General features: G+C 43.2%; 14 protein-coding genes and 1 pseudogene. 3 read left to right on the forward strand and 12 right to left on the reverse strand.

What is annotated here, in order from left to right; translation table 11 throughout:
* Positions 1–6: 6 nt before the first annotated feature.
* Positions 7–363 carry a flagellar protein FlaG gene (gene flaG / locus BLL40_RS10480; RefSeq protein WP_245797934.1) on the reverse strand — a complete coding sequence of 119 codons (357 nt, stop codon included), beginning with the start codon at positions 361–363 and terminating at the stop codon, positions 7–9.
* A gap of 175 nt (positions 364–538) precedes the next feature.
* Here flaG and BLL40_RS10485 point away from each other — a divergent pair, with 175 nt between their 5' ends.
* Positions 539–2641 (forward strand): choice-of-anchor I family protein, encoded by a 2103-nt coding sequence (locus BLL40_RS10485; RefSeq protein WP_245797941.1) that lies wholly within the window; start codon positions 539–541, stop codon positions 2639–2641.
* Positions 2642–2696: 55 nt separating this feature from the next.
* On the opposite strand, the gene BLL40_RS10490 is transcribed toward BLL40_RS10485, so the two are convergent.
* The 5 genes and pseudogenes from BLL40_RS10490 to fdhF all read right to left on the reverse strand — a co-directional run bounded on the left by BLL40_RS10490 (position 2697) and on the right by fdhF (position 10059).
* A complete protein-coding gene (locus BLL40_RS10490) occupies positions 2697–3197 on the reverse strand; it encodes a TspO/MBR family protein (RefSeq protein WP_073711853.1) in 501 nt (166 codons plus the stop codon).
* A gap of 76 nt (positions 3198–3273) precedes the next feature.
* Positions 3274–4212, reverse strand: a complete 939-nt coding sequence (locus BLL40_RS10495; protein WP_073711854.1) for a PD-(D/E)XK nuclease family protein — start codon at positions 4210–4212, stop codon at positions 3274–3276.
* 20 nt (positions 4213–4232) lie between these two features.
* The gene (gene recQ / locus BLL40_RS10500; RefSeq protein WP_073711855.1) at positions 4233–6365 is read right to left on the reverse strand and encodes a DNA helicase RecQ; all 2133 of its coding nucleotides are present in this window, start codon (positions 6363–6365) and stop codon (positions 4233–4235) included.
* 237 nt (positions 6366–6602) lie between these two features.
* A pseudogene (locus BLL40_RS10505) lies at positions 6603–7109 on the reverse strand (helical membrane plugin domain-containing protein); the annotation flags it as partial.
* Positions 7102–10059: a formate dehydrogenase subunit alpha gene (gene fdhF, locus BLL40_RS10510; RefSeq protein WP_073711857.1), complete on the reverse strand. Its 2958-nt coding sequence runs from the start codon at positions 10057–10059 to the stop codon at positions 7102–7104. The gene fdhF and the pseudogene BLL40_RS10505, both read right to left, overlap by 8 nt.
* Before the next feature lie 152 nt (positions 10060–10211).
* Between fdhF and BLL40_RS10515 the strand changes: the two genes are divergently transcribed.
* Complete coding sequence (locus BLL40_RS10515) at positions 10212–10682, forward strand: low molecular weight protein-tyrosine-phosphatase (protein WP_073711858.1); 471 nt, start codon at positions 10212–10214, stop codon at positions 10680–10682.
* 131 nt (positions 10683–10813) lie between these two features.
* Here BLL40_RS10515 and BLL40_RS10520 read toward each other — a convergent pair whose 3' ends face one another.
* The 6 genes from BLL40_RS10520 to BLL40_RS10545 form a co-directional block, all read right to left on the reverse strand.
* On the reverse strand, positions 10814–12904 hold the full coding sequence (locus tag BLL40_RS10520) for a methyl-accepting chemotaxis protein (protein WP_073711859.1): 2091 nt from the start codon (positions 12902–12904) through the stop codon (positions 10814–10816).
* Positions 12905–13070: 166 nt separating this feature from the next.
* Entirely contained in the window at positions 13071–15161 is a 2091-nt protein-coding gene (locus BLL40_RS10525; RefSeq protein WP_073711860.1) for a methyl-accepting chemotaxis protein, read from the reverse strand.
* A gap of 517 nt (positions 15162–15678) precedes the next feature.
* On the reverse strand, positions 15679–17772 hold the full coding sequence (locus tag BLL40_RS10530; RefSeq protein WP_073711861.1) for a methyl-accepting chemotaxis protein: 2094 nt from the start codon (positions 17770–17772) through the stop codon (positions 15679–15681).
* 550 nt (positions 17773–18322) lie between these two features.
* On the reverse strand, positions 18323–20416 hold the full coding sequence (locus BLL40_RS10535; protein WP_073711862.1) for a methyl-accepting chemotaxis protein: 2094 nt from the start codon (positions 20414–20416) through the stop codon (positions 18323–18325).
* A gap of 322 nt (positions 20417–20738) precedes the next feature.
* A complete protein-coding gene (locus BLL40_RS10540; protein ID WP_083566489.1) occupies positions 20739–21218 on the reverse strand; it encodes a FixH family protein in 480 nt (159 codons plus the stop codon).
* 18 nt (positions 21219–21236) lie between these two features.
* On the reverse strand, positions 21237–22622 hold the full coding sequence (locus tag BLL40_RS10545) for a PepSY-associated TM helix domain-containing protein (protein ID WP_073711863.1): 1386 nt from the start codon (positions 22620–22622) through the stop codon (positions 21237–21239).
* A 630-nt stretch (positions 22623–23252) separates the two neighbouring features.
* On the opposite strand from BLL40_RS10545, the gene BLL40_RS10550 reads away from it, so the two are divergent.
* Entirely contained in the window at positions 23253–23927 is a 675-nt protein-coding gene (locus BLL40_RS10550) for a response regulator transcription factor (RefSeq protein ID WP_073711864.1), read from the forward strand.
* Position 23928: the final 1 nt, after the last annotated feature.

The following is a 23928-nucleotide window of genomic DNA, read 5'->3' on the forward strand; positions in this document are numbered from 1 at the left end:
TCCCCCTTATACCTTTTTATCGACGAGTAATCCGATAAATTCAGTCATCGCAGCATACATATCGAGCATCTTTTTCGGCGGAATTTCCCGCACGACTTCTCTCGAATCATCATCTACAACGACCACATAATATTCTTTCAAATCATCATGATATTCAAATTGAACATGCGTCCGCGTCGGCTGTAAAAACGTGTTGACCTGTTCCGCAAACTTCGCAAGCTCTTCTTCCTTCAAAGGAACAGTCTGCTCTGCTACTTTCTCTGTCACTTGCTGCACGGGCAGGTCCAATTTTATCCCTTCTTTCCCCAGACTCACGTTCATGACCGTCTGCGAAACACTTTCTCCCACTCGTTCAACCATCATTTATTCACCCCTGCCGTGCATTCTTCTCCTTCTTATATCGACATATCTCTTCGTTTCTTTACAATAAATTAAGAGTTAATCCGATTTTACACAGTATTAACACTATCTTCATACTGGTGCTAAATAAATGCACTATGCTAAAAAGAAAAAAGGGAGGCACAACACATTGAAAAAAATGATGAAATGGACCGCACCCGCAGTATTAACCGCAGCACTACTTGCACCTATAACGGCAGGAGCTGCTTACAGCGACTCCGTGAATGTTAAAAAAATCGCTTCTTACACATCTGCAGCTGCCGATGAAGATGGCGGCGTCGCAGAAATCGTCAAATATCATGCTAAAAGCAACTCTTTTTACGTGATCAATGGGAAAAATCAAAAGATTGATATTGTCTCACTGGAAAAAGGCACATTGGCCAAAAAGAAAGAGATTCATATTCCATCACTCGTCAACTCAGATACATTTACATATGGGGATGTGACAAGTATCTCCATTCACGGCGATCATATCGCTGCTGCTGTCCAGCATGAAGACTACTCGAAAAACGGCGTTATGATCGTGATGGATCTTAATGGAAATTTGCTTCATACATATGAAACGGGCGTTCAGCCAGACATGCTGACGTATTCAGCTGACGGTCACTATCTTTTAAGCGCGAACGAAGGAGAACCGCGTATGGGTCTTAAAAATGGTGTGGACCCAGAAGGTTCCATCACGATCGTTGATACAACGACAGACACTGTGAAAAACGTCAAATTTACTGATGAATCTGTTATCGCCGATGACGTACACATTCGCACAGGCACAGCTGCAACGGATCTAGAGCCGGAATATATCGCGCTGTCCGGTGATGGCACAACGGCTTACGTCACTCTTCAAGAAAATAACGCAGTAGCTGCTGTTAACTTTACGGCCGCTTCTATTGAATCTGTCCGTTCATTAGGATATAAAGACCATTCAAAAGAAGCAAATGCTCTTGATGCTGCACGTGATGGCAAGATTCATATCGAAACGCTCCCTGTTCTCGGCGTATACATGCCCGATGCTATTTCTGCCGTAACGATTGATGGCGAAGATTATTTACTGACGGCCAATGAAGGCGATGCGACGGAGTGGGAAGAATTTGTGAACGTCGCTGATTTTAAAGACTGGAAAGAAAATCTTGCAGATAGCAGCATGAAAAACTCGACTGCATATGACAAACTTGAAGTGTTGACAGACCTTGGCACCGAGGCCATTTATACACTGGGCGGCCGTTCATTCTCAATCTGGAAAGCGGACACGTTGGAGCAAGTGTTTGACAGCGGCAGCGACTTTGAAAAGATTACAGCAGAGCGTCTTCCTAAATACTTTAACTGGTCAAATGACGACGATGTAATGGACAAGCGAAGTGCAAAAAAAGGACCGGAGCCAGAAGAAATTAAAACAGGCATGATTGACGGAAAACTCGTTGCGATGATTGGCTTAGAACGAATTGGCGGCGTCATGACGTACGATATTTCCAATCCTGAAAATCCGGTATTTTTAAATTATACAAACACGCGTGACTTTAACGATAAAATAGCTGGCGATGTCGCACCAGAAGGCTTTGATTTTATTTCAGCTGAAAACAGCCCGACGAAAAAGCCAGTGCTGCTCGTAGCGAATGAAGTGAGCGGAACGGTTTCAGCCCTTGAATACCGAGGCACAAATTCCATCGGTAAAAAAGGATATGTTCAAGGCTTTAACGACGGCACATTCCGTCCTGATCAAAAAGTAACGCGCGGCGAATTGTCTGCAATGATGGCAGACAACCTTGATGTGAAAGGAACAGGTTCCCCTTTTAAAGACGTCCCAGCTGGAAGCCGTTTCGCGGATTCCATTGCAGCCATCACAGATGAAGGATTATTGAGCGGCTATTCTAACGGCCATTTTGGTCCGACTCACTCATTGACACGTGCTCAGTTCGCTGCCATTGTGGACCGATATATGACAAATACGTGTGAAAATGCAGCCATTTCTTCTTACTGCAGCGCAGACGAAGAAATAGTAAAATACAGCGATGTAAAAGATTCTTACTGGGCATCAAATGCCATCCAATCTGTCAGCTCAGCCGGTTTCATGAACGGCTATGGCAACGGTGAATTCCGTCCCGACCGAACTGTAACGCGTGCTGAAGCGGTGAAAGTATTACACAAAGTATTCAATCGCGAAACCAGTTCAGCTAACAACGCAACGTTTAAAGATGTCGAAGCGGATCATTGGGCATTTAAAGAAATTCAATCTGCGGTAAACTAACAAGCAAGCCCCTTTTCCGAATTCAGAAAAGGGGCTTGCTTGTATCTTTGACCGTTTAATCATCATTCCACTTCCAAATGGAATAATTCAACCCGAGCGCAAACGTTACCCACATTATATAGGGCACCATTAAATGACCCGCGAGCGGATCTATTTGATAAAACTCATACGTTGTCCACGTGATTATACCGAACATCACTGCCATTTCTATAAACGCCGTACCGCGGAGCCCCCATTTGAAAAACAAAAACGACCATAGAAAGTTTAAACCGAGTTGAATTTCATACGGAATGAGCGCTTTTTTCTTCTCTTCCTGATTCTTTGCTTTTGCCGAAGCCCGATACTCGGCGATACCCATCGCTTTATAAAGGCCCGTCCACACGATGGGAAACACCCAACCCGGGGGTGAAAATGACGGTTTCTTCAATTCCCGGTACTCTTCACGCGTACGTTGATTGGCAATTGCCCCAATAATCGAACCGCCAACAACCGGTACTAAAACGCTCACCATAAGCTTTTTCACATTAACAGCACCGTTTACTTTCACTAATTCCACGTTCAAAACCTCCTCAAAGCGTCATACTCTTTATGTTGCCTTGATTCGCCGTTTTGAAACAAGAAAAGACACAGCTTCACGGCTGTGCCAGACAAATTTCTTTATGATTGCATTTTTCACATCGCTGCTCGTATTTCGTCCGGGGAAATTCATCAAGATCGACCGGTTCGTTTGAAATCATATCAAGCTGATAGCGGCGCATTATATGGACACTTTGCTTCATTTTGGAAAGCATTCGTTCAATATCTGTTTCTGTCAATTGATACACACGATGCACACCGGTTAGCACATATTCATTTCGAATCTCAATTTCATCAATTCCCGCATTGTATTTTTGCATTATATAATATGCATACAACGCAAGCTGGCTTCGGTCGTCTTCTGTTTCTTTCCCTGTTTTCCAATCGACAATAACCCACTTGTCTGCTTCAATATCACGGTACAATAAATCCATCACGACGAAAATCTTCACGCCGTCAATCGTCATGAACCGAAATTCCTCTGCTTGTTGAAACTGCATCGTCTGCGGACGTTTTGTTATATCTTGAAAGGAGCGGCTTGCTAGCAAATTAGCGAACACGATGGGGAGACGGCCCCGATACTCTTCTGCCTCCATCCTGTTTAATTCTCCTTCATAATACATGTCATACAGCATTTTATAACGGGCCGGCTTTTGCATCCAAAGCTGTTTACGGTCTCGCGAATCAATATACGCCCGATTAAGCATCGCACGCCCTTCTTCAATCAAATCCACTTGCGTCATGACATGTCCATGTTTTAAAAACAGCTTCACTGCTCTTTCTGCCAGCTCATGCACAATCTGTCCGAACGCCATCGGCAAATTTGTCAATTTCTTCAGCCGATACGCGTGTTTCACTGATTCTTCCACATCATATAGCCAGCCGTTATGGCCCATATAATACTCATATCCATATTTGCGGGCACACGTCAACATCGTTTTATGACGAGAAAATGACCACGAAAACTCTGGAAACTCACGCACTTCAAACGTCATATCGCATCCCTCCATCCGACTTAGCGGCCATATCCCACTTTTCTCATTTCTAAAAATACTTTAATCATCCCGTACGTCACGTCATCCGGCACGAGCTCTTTAATCGGCTTCAGCCGCTCTGCACCCGCTTCTTCGATCGCTTTTTCAAGGGGTTCCCTGTATTGCTCTGGCACAATTAAATTCAAATCGACCGCAAGCCCTTCATTCATGCACTGAATTAAATGATTTTCAACCGTACTCACAGTTAGCTCTCGGTCAACAGCAATTTCATCAGCTGTCAATCCACTTTGATGCAAATCAAACGTTTCCAGATGAGAACCGTTCACTGTCTTTTTCTTCAGAGCTTTCGTTACATACGTCGCTTTCACATCTCTTTCACGCTCCGGATGATCGGCAGAAAATGTTTGAATCGCACGTAAAAAGGAATCGCCATACTTCTCAAGTTTACTTTGGCCGACACCGCTGACTAAGAGAAATTCTTCTTCTGTTTGTGGCATTTTTGCACACATATCTTGCAATGTTTTATCCGAAAAAATAACAAACGGCGGTACACCTGCTTCGTCAGCCAGCTCTTTTCGCAATGAGCGTAGTTCTTCAAAGAGTGGATCTTCTCTTGCAATTTTCTTCGTTCGAACGGCTTCTTTTCGTTTCACCGTTTCTTTTCCGAGAAGTACGTTTTTCCCATTTTCTGTAACAAAAATAGTCGGATACTGTTTTTGTTCGACCCCGATCAGCTCCTGTGAAATGAGAAACTCGATGAAATTCGTGACATCTTTCGCACTTTGATGTTTCAAAATACCGTATGTAGACAGCTGTTCAAAGCCAAAGTCCTGTATTTTTTTGTTTTTTGATCCAGTCAGTACTTGTGCGGTTATCGCTTTACCGAAGCGCTGTCCCATCCGGATAACGCAAGACAACACCATTTGCGCTTCTTTCGTCGTATCGACACTTTCACGTGAATCGGTGCAGTTGCCGCAGCGTCCGCACGGTTTAGGGTATTCTTCACCGAAATAAGCGACGATGAACTGCTGCAAACACTTTTCCGTGTGGCAATAGTCGACCATAAGCTGCAATTTATCAAGTTCTTGCGGAATACGATCTCGCTCAAGTGTCTGGTCAATTAAAAAGCGCTGCGTCTGCACATCCTGAGATGAATAGAGCACAACACATTCACTATCCAGTCCGTCACGTCCGGCACGGCCTGCTTCCTGATAATAACTTTCCATGTTTTTCGGTAGCTGATAATGGATGACATAGCGAATATTCGACTTATCAATTCCCATTCCAAACGCATTTGTTGCAACCATGACGGCTACTTCATCTGTTAAAAACCGCTCCTGCTCAGCATTGCGCTCGACATCACTCATGCCTGCATGATAGCGCGCCACGTCTACACCGTTTTTTTTCAACCGTTCGTACAACTGATCAACCGTTTTACGTGTCGCCGCATAAATAATGCCCGCTTCTTTTTCATTTTTCTTCAAATACTCTTTTAAAAAGCTATTCCGGTCCTGGCCTTGGATGACCGAAAACGATAAATTTTTTCGTTCAAATCCAGTAATGACTGTATTTTCTTCATCTATAGAAAGAAGCCGGCAAATATCTTCGCGCACGTTTGGTGTCGCTGTTGCTGTTAGCGCCAGCACAACCGGGTTACCCGGCAGCATGTCCGCCATCCGCTGAATATGCCGATAGCTCGGACGAAAATCGTGTCCCCACTGTGAAATACAATGTGCTTCATCAACAGCAATGAGCGGAATCTGCAACTGTTTTAATTGTTCGACAAATGACTGCGACTCAAGACGCTCCGGCGCAATATAAAGAAGCTTATACTCTCCATTGCGTGCTGCGTTCATCGTTTCCCGAAACGCTGCATTGCTAAGCGAACTATTAATATAGGCAGCCTGAATGCCCGCTTCAAGGAGCGTGTCGACCTGATCTTTCATTAATGAAATGAGCGGCGAGACGACAATCGTTGTTCCCTGCAGCACGAGCGCCGGAATTTGATAACAGATCGACTTCCCACCGCCCGTCGGCATGACACAAATCGTATTCTCACCGCTCAATACTTGGCCAATTGCTTGCTCCTGCCCACTCCGGAACGAATCATATCCGAAATGTGACTGCAAAAATTCACGTGCACGCTGAATCATTCCGATACTCCTTTGCTCGTTTTCTTTCATTGTAGCATAGTGACGTGGGAAGGGGCTGCTCTAAAAAATTAGTGTGTATTAGAGAAATTATTTTTTTAGTTTGCCGGACATCGCGATTCCAATCACTGACACACCTGCCGCTGCAACCATCCACCCTTTCGATCGTCTTGGCTGTTTTTGCTCATGAATGGATGCCAGCTGCCTATCTATTTCTTCAGCTTGCATGATCGTTCCGGCCTGATCTTCCGGCAACTGTGTCGTTCGTTCAAGCTCTTTCTTGTTTTCGCCCATTCCTTTCAAAAACGCGAGCAACAAATGAATGGCTCGTTTCACTTCCGGCTTTGCAAGTGAGCGAACCATAGATACATACCCGTCATCCTCTTCTTTATCTGCTTGTGCCATGCGGGCAATTCCGTTATTTACTTTTAACATAACCGGTTCTAGCTGTTGGACATTTAACGTTCCAAGCATTCCAAGCATGAGAAGGAGATTTTTAATCGTATTGGCCGTTTCGGGCTTGTCTGCCGCCTTCACAACTATATCGAGTACACGGTCACCTTGTCCGAACAGACTGTTGACTATATTCAACATATTTCGGTCACTCATCTTATTGACAATACTAAAGAATTCTTTGATGACTTCTTTGTTCTCCGCAAGCATCTGTTCAATTTCTAACAAGTCCTGTCTCCGCTTTTCTTCTTCCGTTAATTCGATACGCTGGATATTCGTTATCGGCTTAGCCATGTATTGTCCCCCTTTCTTTCACTATATCACCAGGGAAGACGTAATCCGAACGCGCCCATTTTTTCTCTACGTGCACACCGATTTGCGGCTGCGGATTTCCATTTCTGTAATTCATGCGCGGCAACGGGCTTTCCCCTTTTTCTTTTAAAATGTCCATCGTCGCGCTAATTTCTTTGTATGCAGGTGTATCCGTCTCTTTATCCGCATGACTGCCCGTCAAATAATTAATAGCTCCCTCTCCTGAATCATTCATCGGCAAGTATACTTCTTTCCCTTTAACCCGGTCTGTTACGAGGCACTTCACTTTCACACTGCCATAAGGAGAAGTAAGCCGCACAAGTGTCCCATCTTCAAGTCCACGTTCATCCGCAAGCTCGGGTGACACTTCAAGAAACACTTCTGGCGTTTTAGACGTAATACCCTTTGATTTATAAGTCATATTGCCTTCATGAAAATGTTCAAGCAGCCGGCCATTGTTAACATGAAGATCGTATTCTTCAGCAAATTCAAGTGGTTTCGTCCATTCCACCGGAAATAACTGTGCTTTTCCGTCTGGAAACGGAAACTCGTCGATAAAAAGAAGCGGTGAGTCCGTACCATCTTTCGTGACAGGCCACTGCAAACTTTTATATCCTTCTAATCGTTCATACGAAACACCTGCATAAAGTGGAGATAGACTTGCCGCTTCCGCCATAATGTCTCCCGGATGATCATATTGCCAGTCTGCACCGAGACGGTTCGCAATGTCCCGAATAATTTCCCAATCTGGTTTTGATTCCCCAAGCGGCTCCAATACCTGGTATAAACGCTGAATCCGGCGTTCTGTATTCGTAAATGTTCCCTCTTTTTCAAGACTTGGACTCGCCGGCAAAACAACATCGGCAAATTCAGCCGTTTTGGATAAAAAGATATCTTGAACAACGAAGAAATCCAGTTTTTCAAATGCTGAATGGACGTCGTTTATATTCGAATCAACAAGACCCATGTCTTCCCCTTTTAAGTACATCATTTTCACTTTTCCGTCATGAATGCCTGCAACCATTTCATGATTGTTTAATCCAGGTTCAGACGGAATGTTAACGCCCCAGCTTTTTTCATATTTTAAACGCACGTTGTCATCTGCTACTCTTTCATAACCTGGAAAACGATCTGGCATGCTGCCAAAATCACTTGCTCCCTGCACATTATTGTGACCACGGAGCGGGTAACTTCCTGCACCTGGTTTCCCGTAATTCCCTGTCATTAAGAGCATATTAGAGATCGCTGTGCTCGTGTCACTTCCGCCCATATGCTGTGTAACACCCATTGCCCATAACACACACGTCGTTTTAGCGTTATGAATGTGCTCCGCAATTTGAATAAGAGCCTCTTTTTTAACTCCTGTCACGCGAGCCGCATAGTCCATCGTAAACGGCTCTAAACTCTTTTTATATTTCTCTAGTCCATTTACACGATTTTTTAAAAAGCGTTCATCTTCCCATCCTTGATCGACCATGTATTTTGTTACAGCAGATAACCAGATCAAATCAGTCCCTGTCTTAGGCTGAATAAAAAGGTCCGAGCGATCAGCCATTTCATGCTTGCGCAAATCGGCGACAATTAATTTCTGTCCTTTTAGCTTATGCGACCGTTTTACTCTCGTCGCCAAGACAGGATGTGATTCGGACGTATTCGAACCGATAATCAAAACGAGTTCTGACTGCTCAATATCCGTAATCGAACCCGAATCGCCGCCATAGCCGACCGTTCTAAAAAGACCCATCGTCGCCGGTGACTGGCAGTAACGTGAACAATTGTCCACATTATTTGTACTAATTACGCCACGAGCCAGTTTCTGCATTAAATAGGATTCTTCATTTGTACATTTCGAAGAGCTAATAAACGCCATTGAATCCGGCCCATGCGTTTGCTTCGCTTCTGTAAATTTACTTGCAATCAGTTCAAGCGCTTCTTCCCACTCCGCTTCACGGAACGCGTCGCCTTCACGAATGAGCGGCTTCGTCAACCTTTCCTCGCTGTTGACGTAATCCCAGCCGAATTTCCCTTTAACACATGTTGAAATGCCGTTTGCCGGCGCTTCAATTTGCGGCTCGACCTTTAAAATTTTCCGGTCCTTCGTCCATACATCAAAACTGCAGCCGACACCACAGTATGTACAGACCGTTTTTGTTTTCTTTATCGTTTCTTCCCGCATTGCTGCTTCCATATCCGAAATGGCTAAGATCGATCCGTAACCTGTTTCCACATTTTTCGTCAGCTCGATCATGGGACGAAGCGTTGTTTTCGCAATCCCTGTTAAAAAGCCCGCTTCTCCTTCCATTCCTTTTTCCAACATCGCATTACACGGACAGACTGTAGAGCAGTGGCCACACGATACGCATGATGATTCATTAATCGTCGTGTTTTTATCCCAAATAACACGCGGCTTTTTTAAGTTCCAATCGATTGAAAGCGTTTCAGTCACCTGCACATCCTGGCAAGCTTCTACACATCGTCCGCATAAAATACATTGATCGGGATCATACCGGTAAAATGGATTGGAATCGTCTATTCCATACGGCTTCGAAGCAAAAGGAACACTCTGATGATTGATCTTCATTTCTTTTACCGTGTTGTGGATTTCGCATCCGCCATTGTTGTAGTCACAAACGGTGCAATAAAGCTCATGATTGTGAAGAATACGATCTATGCCAATAAGCTGTGCTTCTTTTACTTCAGGTGAAACAGTATCAATCACATCTCCTTCTTGAATGACCGTGGAACAGGAGCGGACAAATTCGCCATTCACTTGTACAATACACGTATCACATGTCTCAATCGGTCCAAGGCTAGGATGATAGCAAACGCTCGGAATAGTGAGCGAACGATCCATTAATGCGTGTAAAACTGTTTGATCATTTTGCATGCTTACTTCTTCCCCATTAATAGTGACTCGTACGCTTTGTGACAAAATGTTGTCCCCCTTCCCATTTTTAAGAAAATTCTGTTTTTTGTTCACGATTCCCTTCTTTTAAATCTTTCAAACTGGTTGCAACAGCAGACGAATGGATGCATCTTTATCTAATCATGGTATACTTAATCTTAAAAAGGAGCTGACAAAAAGTGATTAACGTACTGTTCGTCTGCCTTGGAAACATTTGCCGTTCACCGATGGCAGAAGCTTTATTTCGTGACTTAATCGAAAAAGAAAACTTGAATGATACCATTACGGTTGACTCTGCTGCTACAAGTTCATGGCACATTGGCTCGCCGCCCCATAAAGGTACGCTTGCCATTTTAAAAGAATACAACGTGTCTGCAACAGGACTAGCTGGCCGGCAGTTAACGAAAGAGGACTTCGACCAGTTCGACTACATCGTCGGTATGGACGAAAGCAACATTCGTAACATTTACAATATGACTGGCCAGCTGGATCATCCGAAAATCATTCGAATGCTTGATTTAACGGATCATAAAAAAGATGTACCCGATCCGTATCACACAGGTGATTTCCAAGAAACATATGACCTTGTCACAGACGGCTGCCAAGCATTACTTGAGAAAATTCGTGCAGAACATAACTTGACTACATAAGAAAAGGGCTATCCCATTCAGATTTTCTCTGACCGGATAGCCCTTTTTATATTGAACCTAGCATACTTTTAAAATAGTCTAAATTAGCCCCTCATTCAATGAATAATGGAATGAGGGACTGCCTCTTCGTTTTACACTTTAAACCGATCAACAGCTTCTTTTAACTCACCAACAATTTGATTCATTTCATCCGTCGCTTTGGCAACGCGCTCAAGCTCGACTTGCTGATCAGCGGCTGACGCACTCACCTGCTCAGCGGAAGCCGCTGTCTCTTCAGATATTGCCGATACATTTTGAATCGACAGCATCGCCTGCTCTTTCTGTCCGACCATTTCCTGTAGCTTCAATGTCAGCTCCTCGACTGAATGTCCAATGCGTTCCGCAATTTCAGCCTGCTTCGCAAACGATGACTCCGTATTGGACACCGATTCATTTTGTCCATCCATCAGCACCATATTCTCATCAATGACCGTAGACGTCTGCTTCGATGCATGTAAAATATCCTGCACCGTCTTTTGAATGATCTCTGTCTCTTTCCGCGACTGCTCGGCCAGCTTCCGGACTTCTGCCGCTACAACCGCAAACCCTCGGCCATGCTCACCTGCACGCGCCGCTTCAATCGACGCATTCAATGCCAGTAAATTCGTCTGCGCCGTAATGCCATTAATGGACTCAATGACCGTCTCAATTGCACTAATATTCGACGACAAGCCTTGCATTTGATCTTTCACACGCACATTCATCGCATTCGCGGCCACATTATGCTCACGAAGCAATGCAACTTGCGACAAGCCTTGAGTCGTCGAATCTCCTGCCTGCTTCGACAGTTCATTCATCTCACTAGACAATACAGACAACGAATCAATCCGGTCTGACAAGCCAGCCATTTGATTCCCCGTATCTTCTGTATCCTCCGACTGAGTCGACGCACCCTGTGCAATTTCATCCACCGCCGCCGTCACTTCTTGGTTGGACGCAACGACTTCTTCAAAAACGTGCTGCACATCATTCGAAGACCGAGTTAAATTCAACGTCGAATCACGTACCATTTGAATGACACCGCTCACTTTATCCAGCATATCGTTAAAGGCATAGGCGACTGCCCCAATTTCATCGTTCTGAAGGTGCTTCGTGTCTACTTTTTCTGTTAAGTCACCCATTGCCGCTGTTTCAATCGATGACCGTAAAAATTGAAGCGGCTTCAGCTGGCGATGAATAAACCAGAACGTTGCTGCAGCCATCATCACAATCATCACAATCGCCGCAATAACCGTCACGACAATCGTCTGTTTAAACGCGGCCAGAATACTTGATTTAGGAACCGCCGTCTGTACAGTCCATTCCTCCTCAATACCATTTATCCACACCGGTGCGAACACATTAAACGAGCTTCCACCTAAAACCTGTGAATCTTCATACAATGTCGATTCTTTTCCTTCATCAATGAGCGATTTAATGGGGGCCCAATCCCTTGTTTCATCAATATTTCTTCCTACCTGATTCTTATCCAGACTGTCCGCCACAATCGTGCCTTGATCTGAAATAATCCGGGCATATCCATCTTTCGGCGCACCACTTTCAACAAGTTCATCCATAAAATCAAGCGAAAGGTCCGCTACAATGACACCTAAAAACGTTCCGTCTGAAGCAATAAGCGGTATGCCTACGGACGACATGTTGATCGTTTTATCACCCGCCTCATACTTATATACTTCGGTCAATACTGCCCGCTTTTCCTTTTTTGGAATCATACTCCAGTCTGCTTCGTCATATCCTTTCAAGCTTTCGGCCTCAATATCATCTTTCCCATTATACACATAAGGAATAAATCGCTTTTCCCGGTCGATAAGTGTCTTATCCACATTCGGCTCAATAGGTACTGTGCCGTTTTCAAAAGCGATCCCAAGGCCATATAAATATTCATTTTCTGCAAAGTTTGCCTGCAAAACGTGGAGCGCAGATGCCGCTGTTAACTTTCCGTCTGCCTGCATCGATTCCATCATTACTTTCATCGCCCGTATCATCTCTGCCGTTTCATCAAAACGGTCACCAATTTTTGCGGCCGATAATTGCGTATTTTTAACCGCATATGATTCTGCATCGTCCATACTTTTGTTATAAAGCATTACATTTGTTACAGCCGCATACACCACAAACAATAGTAAAAATAGACCGATAATAAGGAATGATAGCTTCTTTGCAATACTTTTCTTCTTTTCCATTTAAATTCACCCTTTCATACACATACTTTTATACTATCATTTCTCATCATAACTAAGTGTTTATTTTAAATATTGTAAAAAATAAAAAAGCAAGGCTATTTCACTCAGTGAATACCTGAATAAAATAGCCTCGTTTTGCAACGACAATCACATGGAATCATTCAACTTATATTTTAAATCGATCAACTACTTCTTTTAGCTTTCTCGCAATTTCATTCATTTCCTCTGTTGCTTTTGCGACACGCTCCAGTTCGACTTGCTGTCCGATGGCGGATGCGCTTACCTCCTCGGCTGATGCGGCTGTCTCTTCCGATATTGCCGATACGTTTTGAATCGACAGCATCGCCTGCTCTTTCTGCCCGACCATTTCCTGTAGCTTCAATATCAGCTCATTGACTGATTCGCCAATTTGTTCCGCAATTTCAGCCTGCTTTACAAACGCCGACTCCGTATTCGACACCGACTCATTTTGTCCATCCATCAGCACCAGATTCTCGTCAATGACCGTAGACGTTTGCTTCGATGCCGTCAAAATATCCTGCACGGTCTTTTGGATCACATCGGTCTCCATACGCGACTGCTCGGCCAGCTTCTGCACTTCGGCCGCTACAACTGCAAACCCTCGGCCATGCTCACCTGCACGTGCTGCTTCAATTGACGCATTCAAAGCGAGTAAATTCGTCTGCGCTGTAATCCCATGAATCGATTCGATGACCGTTTCAATGTCAGAAATCTTCCCAGATAGCCCTTGCATCTGATCTTTTACACGTATGTTCATCTCATTCGCCGCCGCGTTACGCTCACGAAGCAATGACACTTCGGACATGCCTTGCTCCGTAGATTCACTTGCTTGATGGGACAACTCATTCATCTCACCCGATAATACAGACAACACATCAATCCGCTCCGACAACCCGGCAATCTGATTGCTCGTGTCCTCCGTGTCCTCTGACTGAGTCGACGCCCCCTGTGCAATTTCCTCCACCGCCGCCGTCACTTCCTGGTTTGATGCGACGACTTCTTCAAATACGTGATGCACATCATTTGAAGACCGATTCAAATTCAATGTCGAATCACGCACCGTTCGAATGACACTGCTTACTTTATCTAACATGTCGTTAAAGGCATAGGCGACTGCCCCAATTTCATCGTTTTGAAGATGCTTCGTGTCTACTTTTTCTGTTAAGTCACCCGTTGCGGCTGTTTCAATCGACGACCGTAAAAACTGGAGCGGCTTCAACTGGCGATGAATAAACCAGAGTGTTGCTGCAGCCATCATCACAATCATCACAATCGCCGCAATAACCGTTACGACAATCGTCTTTTTAAACGCGGCCAGAATGCTTGATTTCGGGATCGATGTTTGCACGGACCATTTCTCCTCAATACCGTCTACTAGCACCGGTGCCAAGACATTGAACGAACTTTCACCTAAAACCTGTGAATCTACATAAAGCGTCGACTCTTTTCCTCCACCAATAACTGGTTTAATGCGGCCCCAATCGATTGTTCCATCAATATTCGTCCCAACCCATTTCTCATCTATACTGTCAGCCGCAATAACACCTTCATCCGAGATAATCCGCATAAATCCTTTATCCGGTGCACCGCCTTTTGCCATTTCTCCCATAAATTCAATTGAAAAGTCCGCTACAATAACACCTAAAAACGTGCCATTTGAAGCGGTTAGCGGCATAGCAATGGATGACATGTTGATCATTTTACCGTCCAACTCATACTCATACGCTTCAGTCAGTACAGCCCGCTGTTCGTTTATTGGAATCAGGTGCCAATCAGCTTTGTCATAACCTTTCAGCCCTTCGACCTCAATACCACTTTCTCCTTTATACACATAAGGAATAAACCTCTTTTCTCGGTCAATAAGTGCTTTATCCAAATTCGTTTCAATCGGCACTGTTCCACTTTCAAGAACGATCCCTATACCGAATAATTGCTCATTTCCTGCAAATGTCGTCTGCAACGTATGGAGTACAGATGCCGCTGTTAACTTCCCATCTCCTTGCATCGACTCCATCATCATTTTCATTGTTCGAAGCATTTCTGCCGTTTCATCAAAACGGTCACCAATCTTTGCAGCCGATAATTGCGTATTTTTAATCGCATATGATTCTGCGTCATCCATACTTTTATTGTACAGCATGACATTTGTCACAGCCGCATACACCGCAAACAATAGTAAAAATAGACCGATAATAAGAATTGATAACTTCCTTGCAATACTTTTTGTCTTTCTCATCTTAATCCACCCCTTCGTACCCATCCTTTTATACTACCATTATCCACTATAATTAAAGTGAATATTTTAAATATTCTTCTAAAAATAATTTTGATATCACCCTATTTTCTTTTCTTCATCATTTCACATTACTTTACATTTTTCTTATAGACGTCAAACAGAGTTATTTTAATCAGTAAATACCTGAATAAAATAGCCCTGTTTTGCAACTTAATTTATTTTTTGACAATAAAGTGAAACTTCATTCAGTGGGGGTTAGGTTCACAGGATGGGAATCATGCAGACGTTGTCACAGGACGTGACGTTCTTAGTCTACCTTCCTCTTAGCCCCACTGAATAAACAGGAACTCAGGTAAAGAGCGACGCGTCCTGCGGCAATACGTGAGTGACCGGCTTCAGCCGGCCCGAACCAATCGGGCTTTTACGGGCAGTTGATCCCCTGCTTATCCTTATTGTCTTTTCGAAGTCTTGAAGCGGGGGTCTTACTGCCCGTTAATGCGGGATAAAATTATTAAACTTATACTTTAAATCGGTCAACTATTTCTTTTAGCTCTCTCGCAATTTCATTCATTTCCTCTGTCGCTTTTGCGACACGCTCCAGTTCGACATGCTGTCCAGTTGCAGATGCGCTTACCTCCTCAGCCGATGCAGCTGTTTCTTCAGATATCGCCGATACATTTTGAATCGACAGCATCGCCTGCTCTTTCTGTCCAACCATTTCCTGTAGCTTTGATGTAAGCTCATCGACTGAATGTCCAATACGTTCCGCAATTTCAGCCTGTTTCACAAACGCCGACTCCGTATTGGATACCGACTCATTTTGTCCATCCATCAGCACCATGTTCTCGTCAATGACCGTAGACGTTTGCTTCGATGCGTGTAAAATATCCTGTACGGTCTTTTGAATGACATCGGTCTCCATACGCGACTGCTCGGCCAGCTTCCGGACTTCTGCCGCTACAACCGCAAACCCTCGGCCATGCTCACCTGCACGCGCCGCTTCAATCGATGCATTCAAAGCTAATAAATTCGTCTGTGCTGTAATCCCGTGAATCGCTTCGATCACCGTTTCAATGTCGGAAATCTTTGCAGACAGCCCTTGCATCTGATCTTTTACACGTATGTTCATATCATTCGCCGCCACATTACGCTCGCGAAGCAATGACACCTGTGACATACCTTGCTGCGTAGACTCACTTGCTTGCTGCGACAACTCATTCATATCACCTGATAACACGGACAATACATCAATCCGCTCCGACAACCCGGCGATCTGATTCCCCGTGTCCTCCGTATCTTCTGACTGTTTCGAAGCTCCCTGTGCAATTTCCTCCACTGCCGCCGCCACTTCCTGGTTCGACGCGACGACTTCTTCAAATACGTGATGCACATCATTTGAAGACCGATTCAAATTCAACGTCGAATCACGCACTGTTTGAATGACACCGCTCACTTTTCCAAGCATGTCGTTAAAAGCATAGGCGACTGCCCCAATTTCATCGTTCTGAAGATGCTTCGTATCTACTTTTTCTGTTAAGTCACCCGTTGCCGCTGTTTCAATCGATGATCGTAAAAACTGAAGCGGCTTCAACTGGCGATGAATAAACCAGAGTGTTGCCACAGCCATCATCACAATCATCACAATCGCCGCAATAACCGTTACGACAATCGTCTTTTTAAACGCGGCGAGAATGCTGGATTTCGGGACCGATGTTTGCACGGACCATTTCTCCTCAATACCATTCACCAGCACAGGCGCAAATACACTATACGAACTTTCACCTATAGTCTGTGAATCGATATAAAGCGTCGACTCTTTCCCTTCATCAATGATCGGTTTAATGCGGTCCCAGTCTATTGTTTCATCAATACTCGTCCCCACCTGATTCTTATCAATACTGTCTGCCATAATAAAGCCTTGATCTGAAATAATGCGGCTAAAACCTCTTTCCGGTGCCCCGCTCTCAACAAGTTTTTCCATAAACTCAATTGAAAAATCTGCTACAATGACTCCTAAAAACGATCCATCTGAAGTAGTCAGCGGCATTGAAGTAGACACCAGATTGATCATTTTACCGTCTAACTCATATTCATACGCTTCGGTCAATACAGCTCGCTGTTCGTTTATAGGAATCAAGTTCCAATCCCCTTCTTTGCCGTACCCTTTCAATCCTTCAATCTCAACTTCACTTTCCCCTTTGTACAGATAAGGAAGAAAACGCTTTCTTGAATCAACAAGTGTCTTATCCACATTCGGCTCAATCGGTACTGTTCCGCTTTCAAGAACGATCCCTAGACCAAATAAATACTCATTTCCCGCAAAAGCCGTCTGCAACGTATGGAGTGCTGATGCCGCTGTTAATTGTTCATCCGCTTGCATCGACTCCACCATCATCTTCATCGTTCGCAGCATTTCTGCCGTTTCATCAAAACGGTCACTAATCTTTGCGGCCGACAGCTGTGTATTTTTTATCGCATACGATTCCGCATCGTCAATGCTTTTGTTATATAGCATTATATTTGTCACAGCTGCATACACCGCAAACAATAGTAAAAATAGACCAATTATAAGGATTGATAACTTTTTTGCAATACTTTTTGTCTTTCCCATCTAAATCCACCCCTTCGTACCTATTCTCTTATACTACCATTATCACTGTTTAACAACAATTCTAAATTTACATTATTTTCTGTATATTATAAATATTATTTTTTATAGTGCATAAAGTGAAACTTCATTCAGTGGGGGTTAGGTTCACACGATGTGAATCATGCAGACGTTGTCACAGGACGTGACGTTCTTAGTCTGCCTTCCTCTTAGCCCCACTGAATAAAAAGGAACTCAGGTAAAGAGCGCCGCGTCCTGCGGCAATACCTGAGTGACCGGCTTCGGCCGGCCCGAACCAATCGGGCTTTTACGGGCAGTTGATCCCCCGCTTATCCTCCTTTTCTTTTCAACGGCTTGAAGCGGGGGTCTTACTGCCCGTTAATACGGGATAAAACATTCAACTCATCGAAGCTTCGATTGTTAGCCTTGACGCTGTATAAGGATATCTAGCTCGTTTAGATAATGAAAAAGACGAGTAATGATCTTAAGCTTTCGGATCATCGCTCGTCTTTTGTATAAAGAAGGTACTCTATTTTAGCCAAGATGGTTTAGCTTACACTGTAAACTGGTCAACCCCTTCTTTTAGCTTTCTCGCAATTTCATTCATTTCCTCTGTTGCCTTTGCGACACGCTCCAGTTCGACTTGCTGTCCGATAGCGGATGCGCTTACCTCCTCGGCCGATGCAGCTGTTTCTTCCGATATCGCCGATACATTTTGAATCGACAGCATCGCCCGCTCTTTCTGTCCAACCATTTCCTGTAGCTTTGATGTAAGCTCATCGACTGAATGTCCAATACGTTCCGCAATTTCAGCCTGTTTCACAAACGCCGACTCCGTATTCGACACCGACTCATTTTGTCCATCCATCAGCACCAGATTCTCGTCAATGACCGTAGACGTTTGCTTCGATGCCGTCAAAATATCCTGCACGGTCTTTTGGATCACATCCGTCTCCTCGCGCGACTGCTCGGCCAGCTTCCGAACTTCTGCCGCTACAACTGCAAACCCTCGGCCATGCTCACCTGCACGTGCTGCTTCAATTGACGCATTCAAAGCGAGTAAATTCGTCTGCGCTGTAATCCCGTGAATCGATTCGATGACCGTTTCAATGTCAGAAATCTTCGCAGATAGCCCTTGCATCTGATCTTTTACACGTATGTTCATCTCATTCGCCGCCGCGTTACGCTCGCGAAGCAACGACACTTCGGACATGCCTTGCTGCGTAGATTCACTTGCTTGATGGGACAACTCATTCATATCATCTGATAACACAGACAACACATCAATCCGCTCCGACAACCCGGCAATCTGATTGCTCGTGTCCTCCGTGTCCTCTGACTGAGTCGACGCCCCCTGTGCAATTTCCTCCACCGCCGCCGTCACTTCCTGGTTGGACGCGACGACTTCTTCAAAAACAAGATGCACATCATTTGAAGACCGATTCAAATTCAACGTTGAATCACGTACCGTTTGAATGACACCGCTCACTTTATTCAACATGTCGTTAAACGCAATTGCCACTGCACCAATTTCATCATTTTGAATATGGCGAGCTTTCACGTTTTGAGTTAAGTCACCCGTTGCGGCTGTTTCAATCGATGACCGTAAAAACTGAAGCGGCTTCAGCTGGCGATGAATAAACCAGAGCGTTGCCACAGCCATCATCACAATCATCACGATCGCCGCAATAACCGTCACGACAATCGTCTGTTTAAATGCGGCGAGAATGCTTGATTTTGGGACCGCCGTCTGTACAGTCCATTCCTCCTCAATACCATTTACCCACACCGGTGCGAACACATTAAACGAGCTTTCTCCTAAAATTCGAGAATCTTCATATAATGTCACTTCTTTTCCCTCGTCAATGACCCGTTTAATTCGGCTCCAGTCCTTTGATTCATCAATATTTTTCCCAATCTGAATCTTGTCCATACTGTCCACCACAATCGCGCCTTGATCTGAAATAATCCGGGCATACCCATCTTTCGGCGCACCACTTTCAACAAGATCTTCCATAAAATCAAGCGAAAAGTCTGCTGCGATTACACCTAAAAGGGTTCCATCTCGAGAAAGTAACGGCATGGATATAGTCGACAAATTCACCATTTCACCGTTCACCTCATACTCATACGCCTCAGTTAATACAGCCCGATGTTCATTTTTCGGAATCGAGCTCCAGTCACTTCCGTCGTCATACCCGGTTACCCTTTCAATCTCAACGTCACTTTCCCCTTTATATACATAGGGCATAAAACGCTTTTCCTGATCAATAAGCGCTTTATCCACATCTGGCTCAATCGGCACCGTTCCGTTTTCAAGAATGAGTCCCATACTGAATAAATAATCATTTTCCGCAAAATTCGCTTGCAAAATACGAAGTGCAGATGCCGCTGTTAATTTCCCATCTGTCTGCATGGACTCCATCGTCGTTTTCATCGTCTGCAACAATTCGGTCGTCTCATCAAAATGGTCCCCTATTTTTGCAGCTGACAACTCCGTGTTTTTTACGGCAAAAGCTTCAGCATCATCCACACTTTTGTTGTACAGCATGACATTCGTCACCAGCGCGTACACGGTAAACAAAATTAAAAACAAACTAATCATAAGCATCGATAATTTCGATGCAATACTTCTCGTCTTTTTCATCTACACCCACCCCTTTATACACAGACTTTTATACTACCACTATTGGAATTTAACAACAATTCAAAATCAACATTTTTTTCTGATTTTTCTTAAAAATATTTTAATATACTTATTTGATCATGCTTCTTTCTAGTTAGTTATGGATGACGATTTTCCGAAAAGAGATCTTTTGACGAAAATAAATCATAGAAAAAAAGGCGTCCTGTCGTTCAATTTCGAACGACAGGACGCCTTTTTAGTTTAAGCCACGATTACACACTTTTAAAACGCACGTTTTTCATTGTGTCTTTGTATGGATCCTAATCATAGTCCCCTTCATCATTTAATGGTGATGACTATGACCCTGGCTTTCCCCTTGAGGTTGAGGTTCTTCCTTAATCGCGTTTAGTTCCTCTTCCGAAACAGTCCCTACAATAAATTGTTTCTTCGGCATGACATGCATGTTACGCGCTGTCACGTGGGTTTGAACATAATAGATCCCATCTTCTTGAAACATTTTTTTGACACTGTAGATGCCCTCTTTTTCGTGCTTCGCTTCAATCAGCTCATTTTCTTCTCGGCTGCTTGCTTTCCATATTTCAAATTGAACATCTTCTGCATCTTCTATGTTTTCTTGATCTTGCGTTAATCGAACCTTTAGTGTACTTTCTTCATTTAAAGCGATCTCTTCTGGCAAAACAATCTCGACTTCTACTGCTTTAGGAGCAGAAGTCGTCTGACTGGATTGATCGCTACTTGCCGTACATGCTGAAAGAAAGAGCAATACGCAGATCAGTGCCATGCTTGAAATGATTTTATTCAACGTATGTCCCCCGCTATCTTAATTGATCCACGCTTTTAATGGTTTTATTTTCGGTAGAACGAAACGATCTAATAAAAAGACAACAATAATCGAAATTCCTACCAGTGGCATAATGATGCCCATCGCTAACATAATAAAGAATACTGTTCTAGTAATCTTTTTATCTTTTGATTTGGCAGGTGCTCCTAATTTCCCTTCTGGTTTTCGTTTACGCCACATGATGAATGAACTAATCACGACACCAATGAGGCCTAAACAAACGATAAGACCGATAATTTGATTGGCTAAACCGAACAGCCGGCCCTCATGAAGAGCGATTCCACCCTCAACCATTTTTGCACCAAAACCAAAATCATTAAAGCGAACATCGCTCAAAATAGCTCCACTGTATTGATCCGCATGTATCGTGGCTAAGTTTTGAGGCGTTGCGGAATGTGAAATCGTGTAGACTCCTTTTTCCCCTTCTGGCATCGATATCGTATACGGCTTTTGAATGTTTTCATTACTTGCTATGTGAGTCACTTCTTCCAGCGTTAAAGGAACATATTCACCTACCGTTGAAGAAGGAACCGGTAATTTCTCATTCGCCCATGGAATATCTTCTGCAACATCTTCTGTATACGTAATGGATTCCGGTTTTTCTCCCCAGCTATACGCAAATTGGGGTGCAACTGCTAACTTTTGAATTTGTGGTCCCATCACACCCGACCAGGGAAGTCCAGTCGCAACTAAAATTAAAATTCCTGCAGATAACCAGAAGGCTGGAACAGCATGCATATCCCGCCAAAAGATTCTACGATTTTTGCCTCCCAATCTTGGCAAAATGGTTCCCCATATCGATGCTTTATTTCTTGGCCACCATATATATATTCCAGTGACCAGTAATACGACCGCCCAGCATGATGCAAGCTCTACCAACCGATTAGCAAATGTACCGCCCACAATTAATTCACTATGCAACTTTTTAAATATTGTCGTTAATTTTTCGTCATTATTTAATGAACCTGTTATTTCTCCGTTATATGGATTGATATAAACAGAAGAAAATTGCTCGTTTTCCATGATGCCAATTTCATTTGTCCGCGAAGGATCATCATACGTTTTAAATGAGGTAATAATCGCTTCAGGGTAGTTTTCCTTTATTTTTTCTATTTGGGCAGAAGGCGCGACAGTAGAAGCACTTTCTTCTTGAACGTAATACACATCTTTATACAGTACCGATTCAATTTGTGGTTTAAATAAATAGACCCCTCCACTAAAAGCAAGAATGATCAGAAAGGGAGAAAAAATAAGACCCGCATAAAAGTGCCATCTCCATACCGTTCGATAAAGGGAAGCCCTCGTCCGCTTTTTCGTTGATTCCTCTTGATTCTCAGTTGAATTCTCTAGTTTGATTGCTTCCATTTGATTTGCTCCTTTTTATTTTTTAGATGAGAAACACAGTTTTATGATTTACATTTACTATCTAACATGTTAAGGAATGACGACATATCTCACGTGTTCGTTTTGTTAAAAATTGTTTCATTTTCATCATATGACCCCTCCATCCCTTTTTAATAACGTTTATATTTTCCTTTTTAAGATCTATTCATATTGCCATAACCTCATTGCTGTGCCTGTCTTTTAGCCATTTTTCTAATGCTTTTGTTGTATCATGATTATAATTCGAACGGATCTCGTTAGATTGTAAAAAACGGTTCTAAATGTTGATTTATAACATTTAGTCACAAAAAGCAGATGAAATAAATTTCTTGATTCTATTTGCCTTTTGTATTTGCCTGCTTCTCTCCCTCTATATAAGCTGACTTTTAAACAAAGTTTCAGAAAAACAAGTATTCATCCTTTTTTAAGATGTTAAATGGGATTTATCTATTTATCTTTACGGGTTTCATTATAGAAACAAAATATGAAATATGTGTGAATTCCTAGATAATTTATTTTTTAGTCAAGATTTTAAACTAAAAACTTCATATTATTTTAATAAAATAGGTATAATACTTCTGTTACCTGATATTGAAAAGCGAGGTTTAAAACGTGAATGGAATAACTGTATTGATTATAGATGATGAAGATACAATGAGAGCATTAGTCAAAGCATTCCTACTCCAAGAAGGATATTCCGTTATTGAAGCCTCAAATGGAATGGATGCTCTTACGTTAATAAAAAAGAAAGAACCTGATCTTCTATTAGTAGACGTTATGATGCCCTATATGGACGGATTTTCATTTGCTAGTGAATTGAAAAAGAATCACAATATTCCTCTCATCTTTTTATCTGCAAAAGGAGAGGAATGGGATAAAGTTCAAGGACTTAAACTTGGTGGAGACGATTACATCGTGAAACCATTTCACCCAGGAGAGCTGCTGGCAAGAATTGAATCTGTCTTAAGAAGGACAAAACAACTTCCAGCATCACATAATAAAGTAACCATTGGACCGCTCGTTCTTGATGCACTTGCTTACAAAGCCTTAATAAATAATCAGGCTCTATCATTAACATTAAAAGAATTCGAAATGCTTTCCATCCTTGCTAAAAACAACGGGACCGTTTTTACGAGAGAACAGCTTTTGGAATCTGTATGGGGGAGTTTCTATAGCGGTACAGGGCGTACAGTCGATACTCACATTAAAACATTACGATTAAAATTAAAAGAACATTCCTATCTCATTCAAACAGTCTGGGGTGTCGGCTATAAATTTGAGGTGTAGT

It is taken from the genome of Domibacillus mangrovi, from assembly GCF_001906925.1.
Taxonomy (GTDB): domain Bacteria; phylum Bacillota; class Bacilli; order Bacillales; family Domibacillaceae; genus Domibacillus; species Domibacillus mangrovi.

Bases quoted from the DNA above. Each gene is read 5' to 3' on its own strand.
- flaG (WP_245797934.1), bottom strand. From the start codon at position 363: ATGATGGTTGAACGAGTGGGAGAAAGTGTTTCGCAGACGGTCATGAAC.
- BLL40_RS10485 (WP_245797941.1), top strand. From the start codon at position 539: ATGATGAAATGGACCGCACCCGCAGTATTAACCGCAGCACTACTTGCA.
- BLL40_RS10495 (WP_073711854.1), bottom strand. From the start codon at position 4,212: ATGACGTTTGAAGTGCGTGAGTTTCCAGAGTTTTCGTGGTCATTTTCT.
- recQ (WP_073711855.1), bottom strand. From the start codon at position 6,365: ATGATTCAGCGTGCACGTGAATTTTTGCAGTCACATTTCGGATATGAT.
- BLL40_RS10520 (WP_073711859.1), bottom strand. From the start codon at position 12,904: ATGGAAAAGAAGAAAAGTATTGCAAAGAAGCTATCATTCCTTATTATC.
- BLL40_RS10525 (WP_073711860.1), bottom strand. From the start codon at position 15,161: ATGAGAAAGACAAAAAGTATTGCAAGGAAGTTATCAATTCTTATTATC.
- BLL40_RS10530 (WP_073711861.1), bottom strand. From the start codon at position 17,772: ATGGGAAAGACAAAAAGTATTGCAAAAAAGTTATCAATCCTTATAATT.
- BLL40_RS10535 (WP_073711862.1), bottom strand. From the start codon at position 20,416: ATGAAAAAGACGAGAAGTATTGCATCGAAATTATCGATGCTTATGATT.
- BLL40_RS10545 (WP_073711863.1), bottom strand. From the start codon at position 22,622: ATGGAAGCAATCAAACTAGAGAATTCAACTGAGAATCAAGAGGAATCA.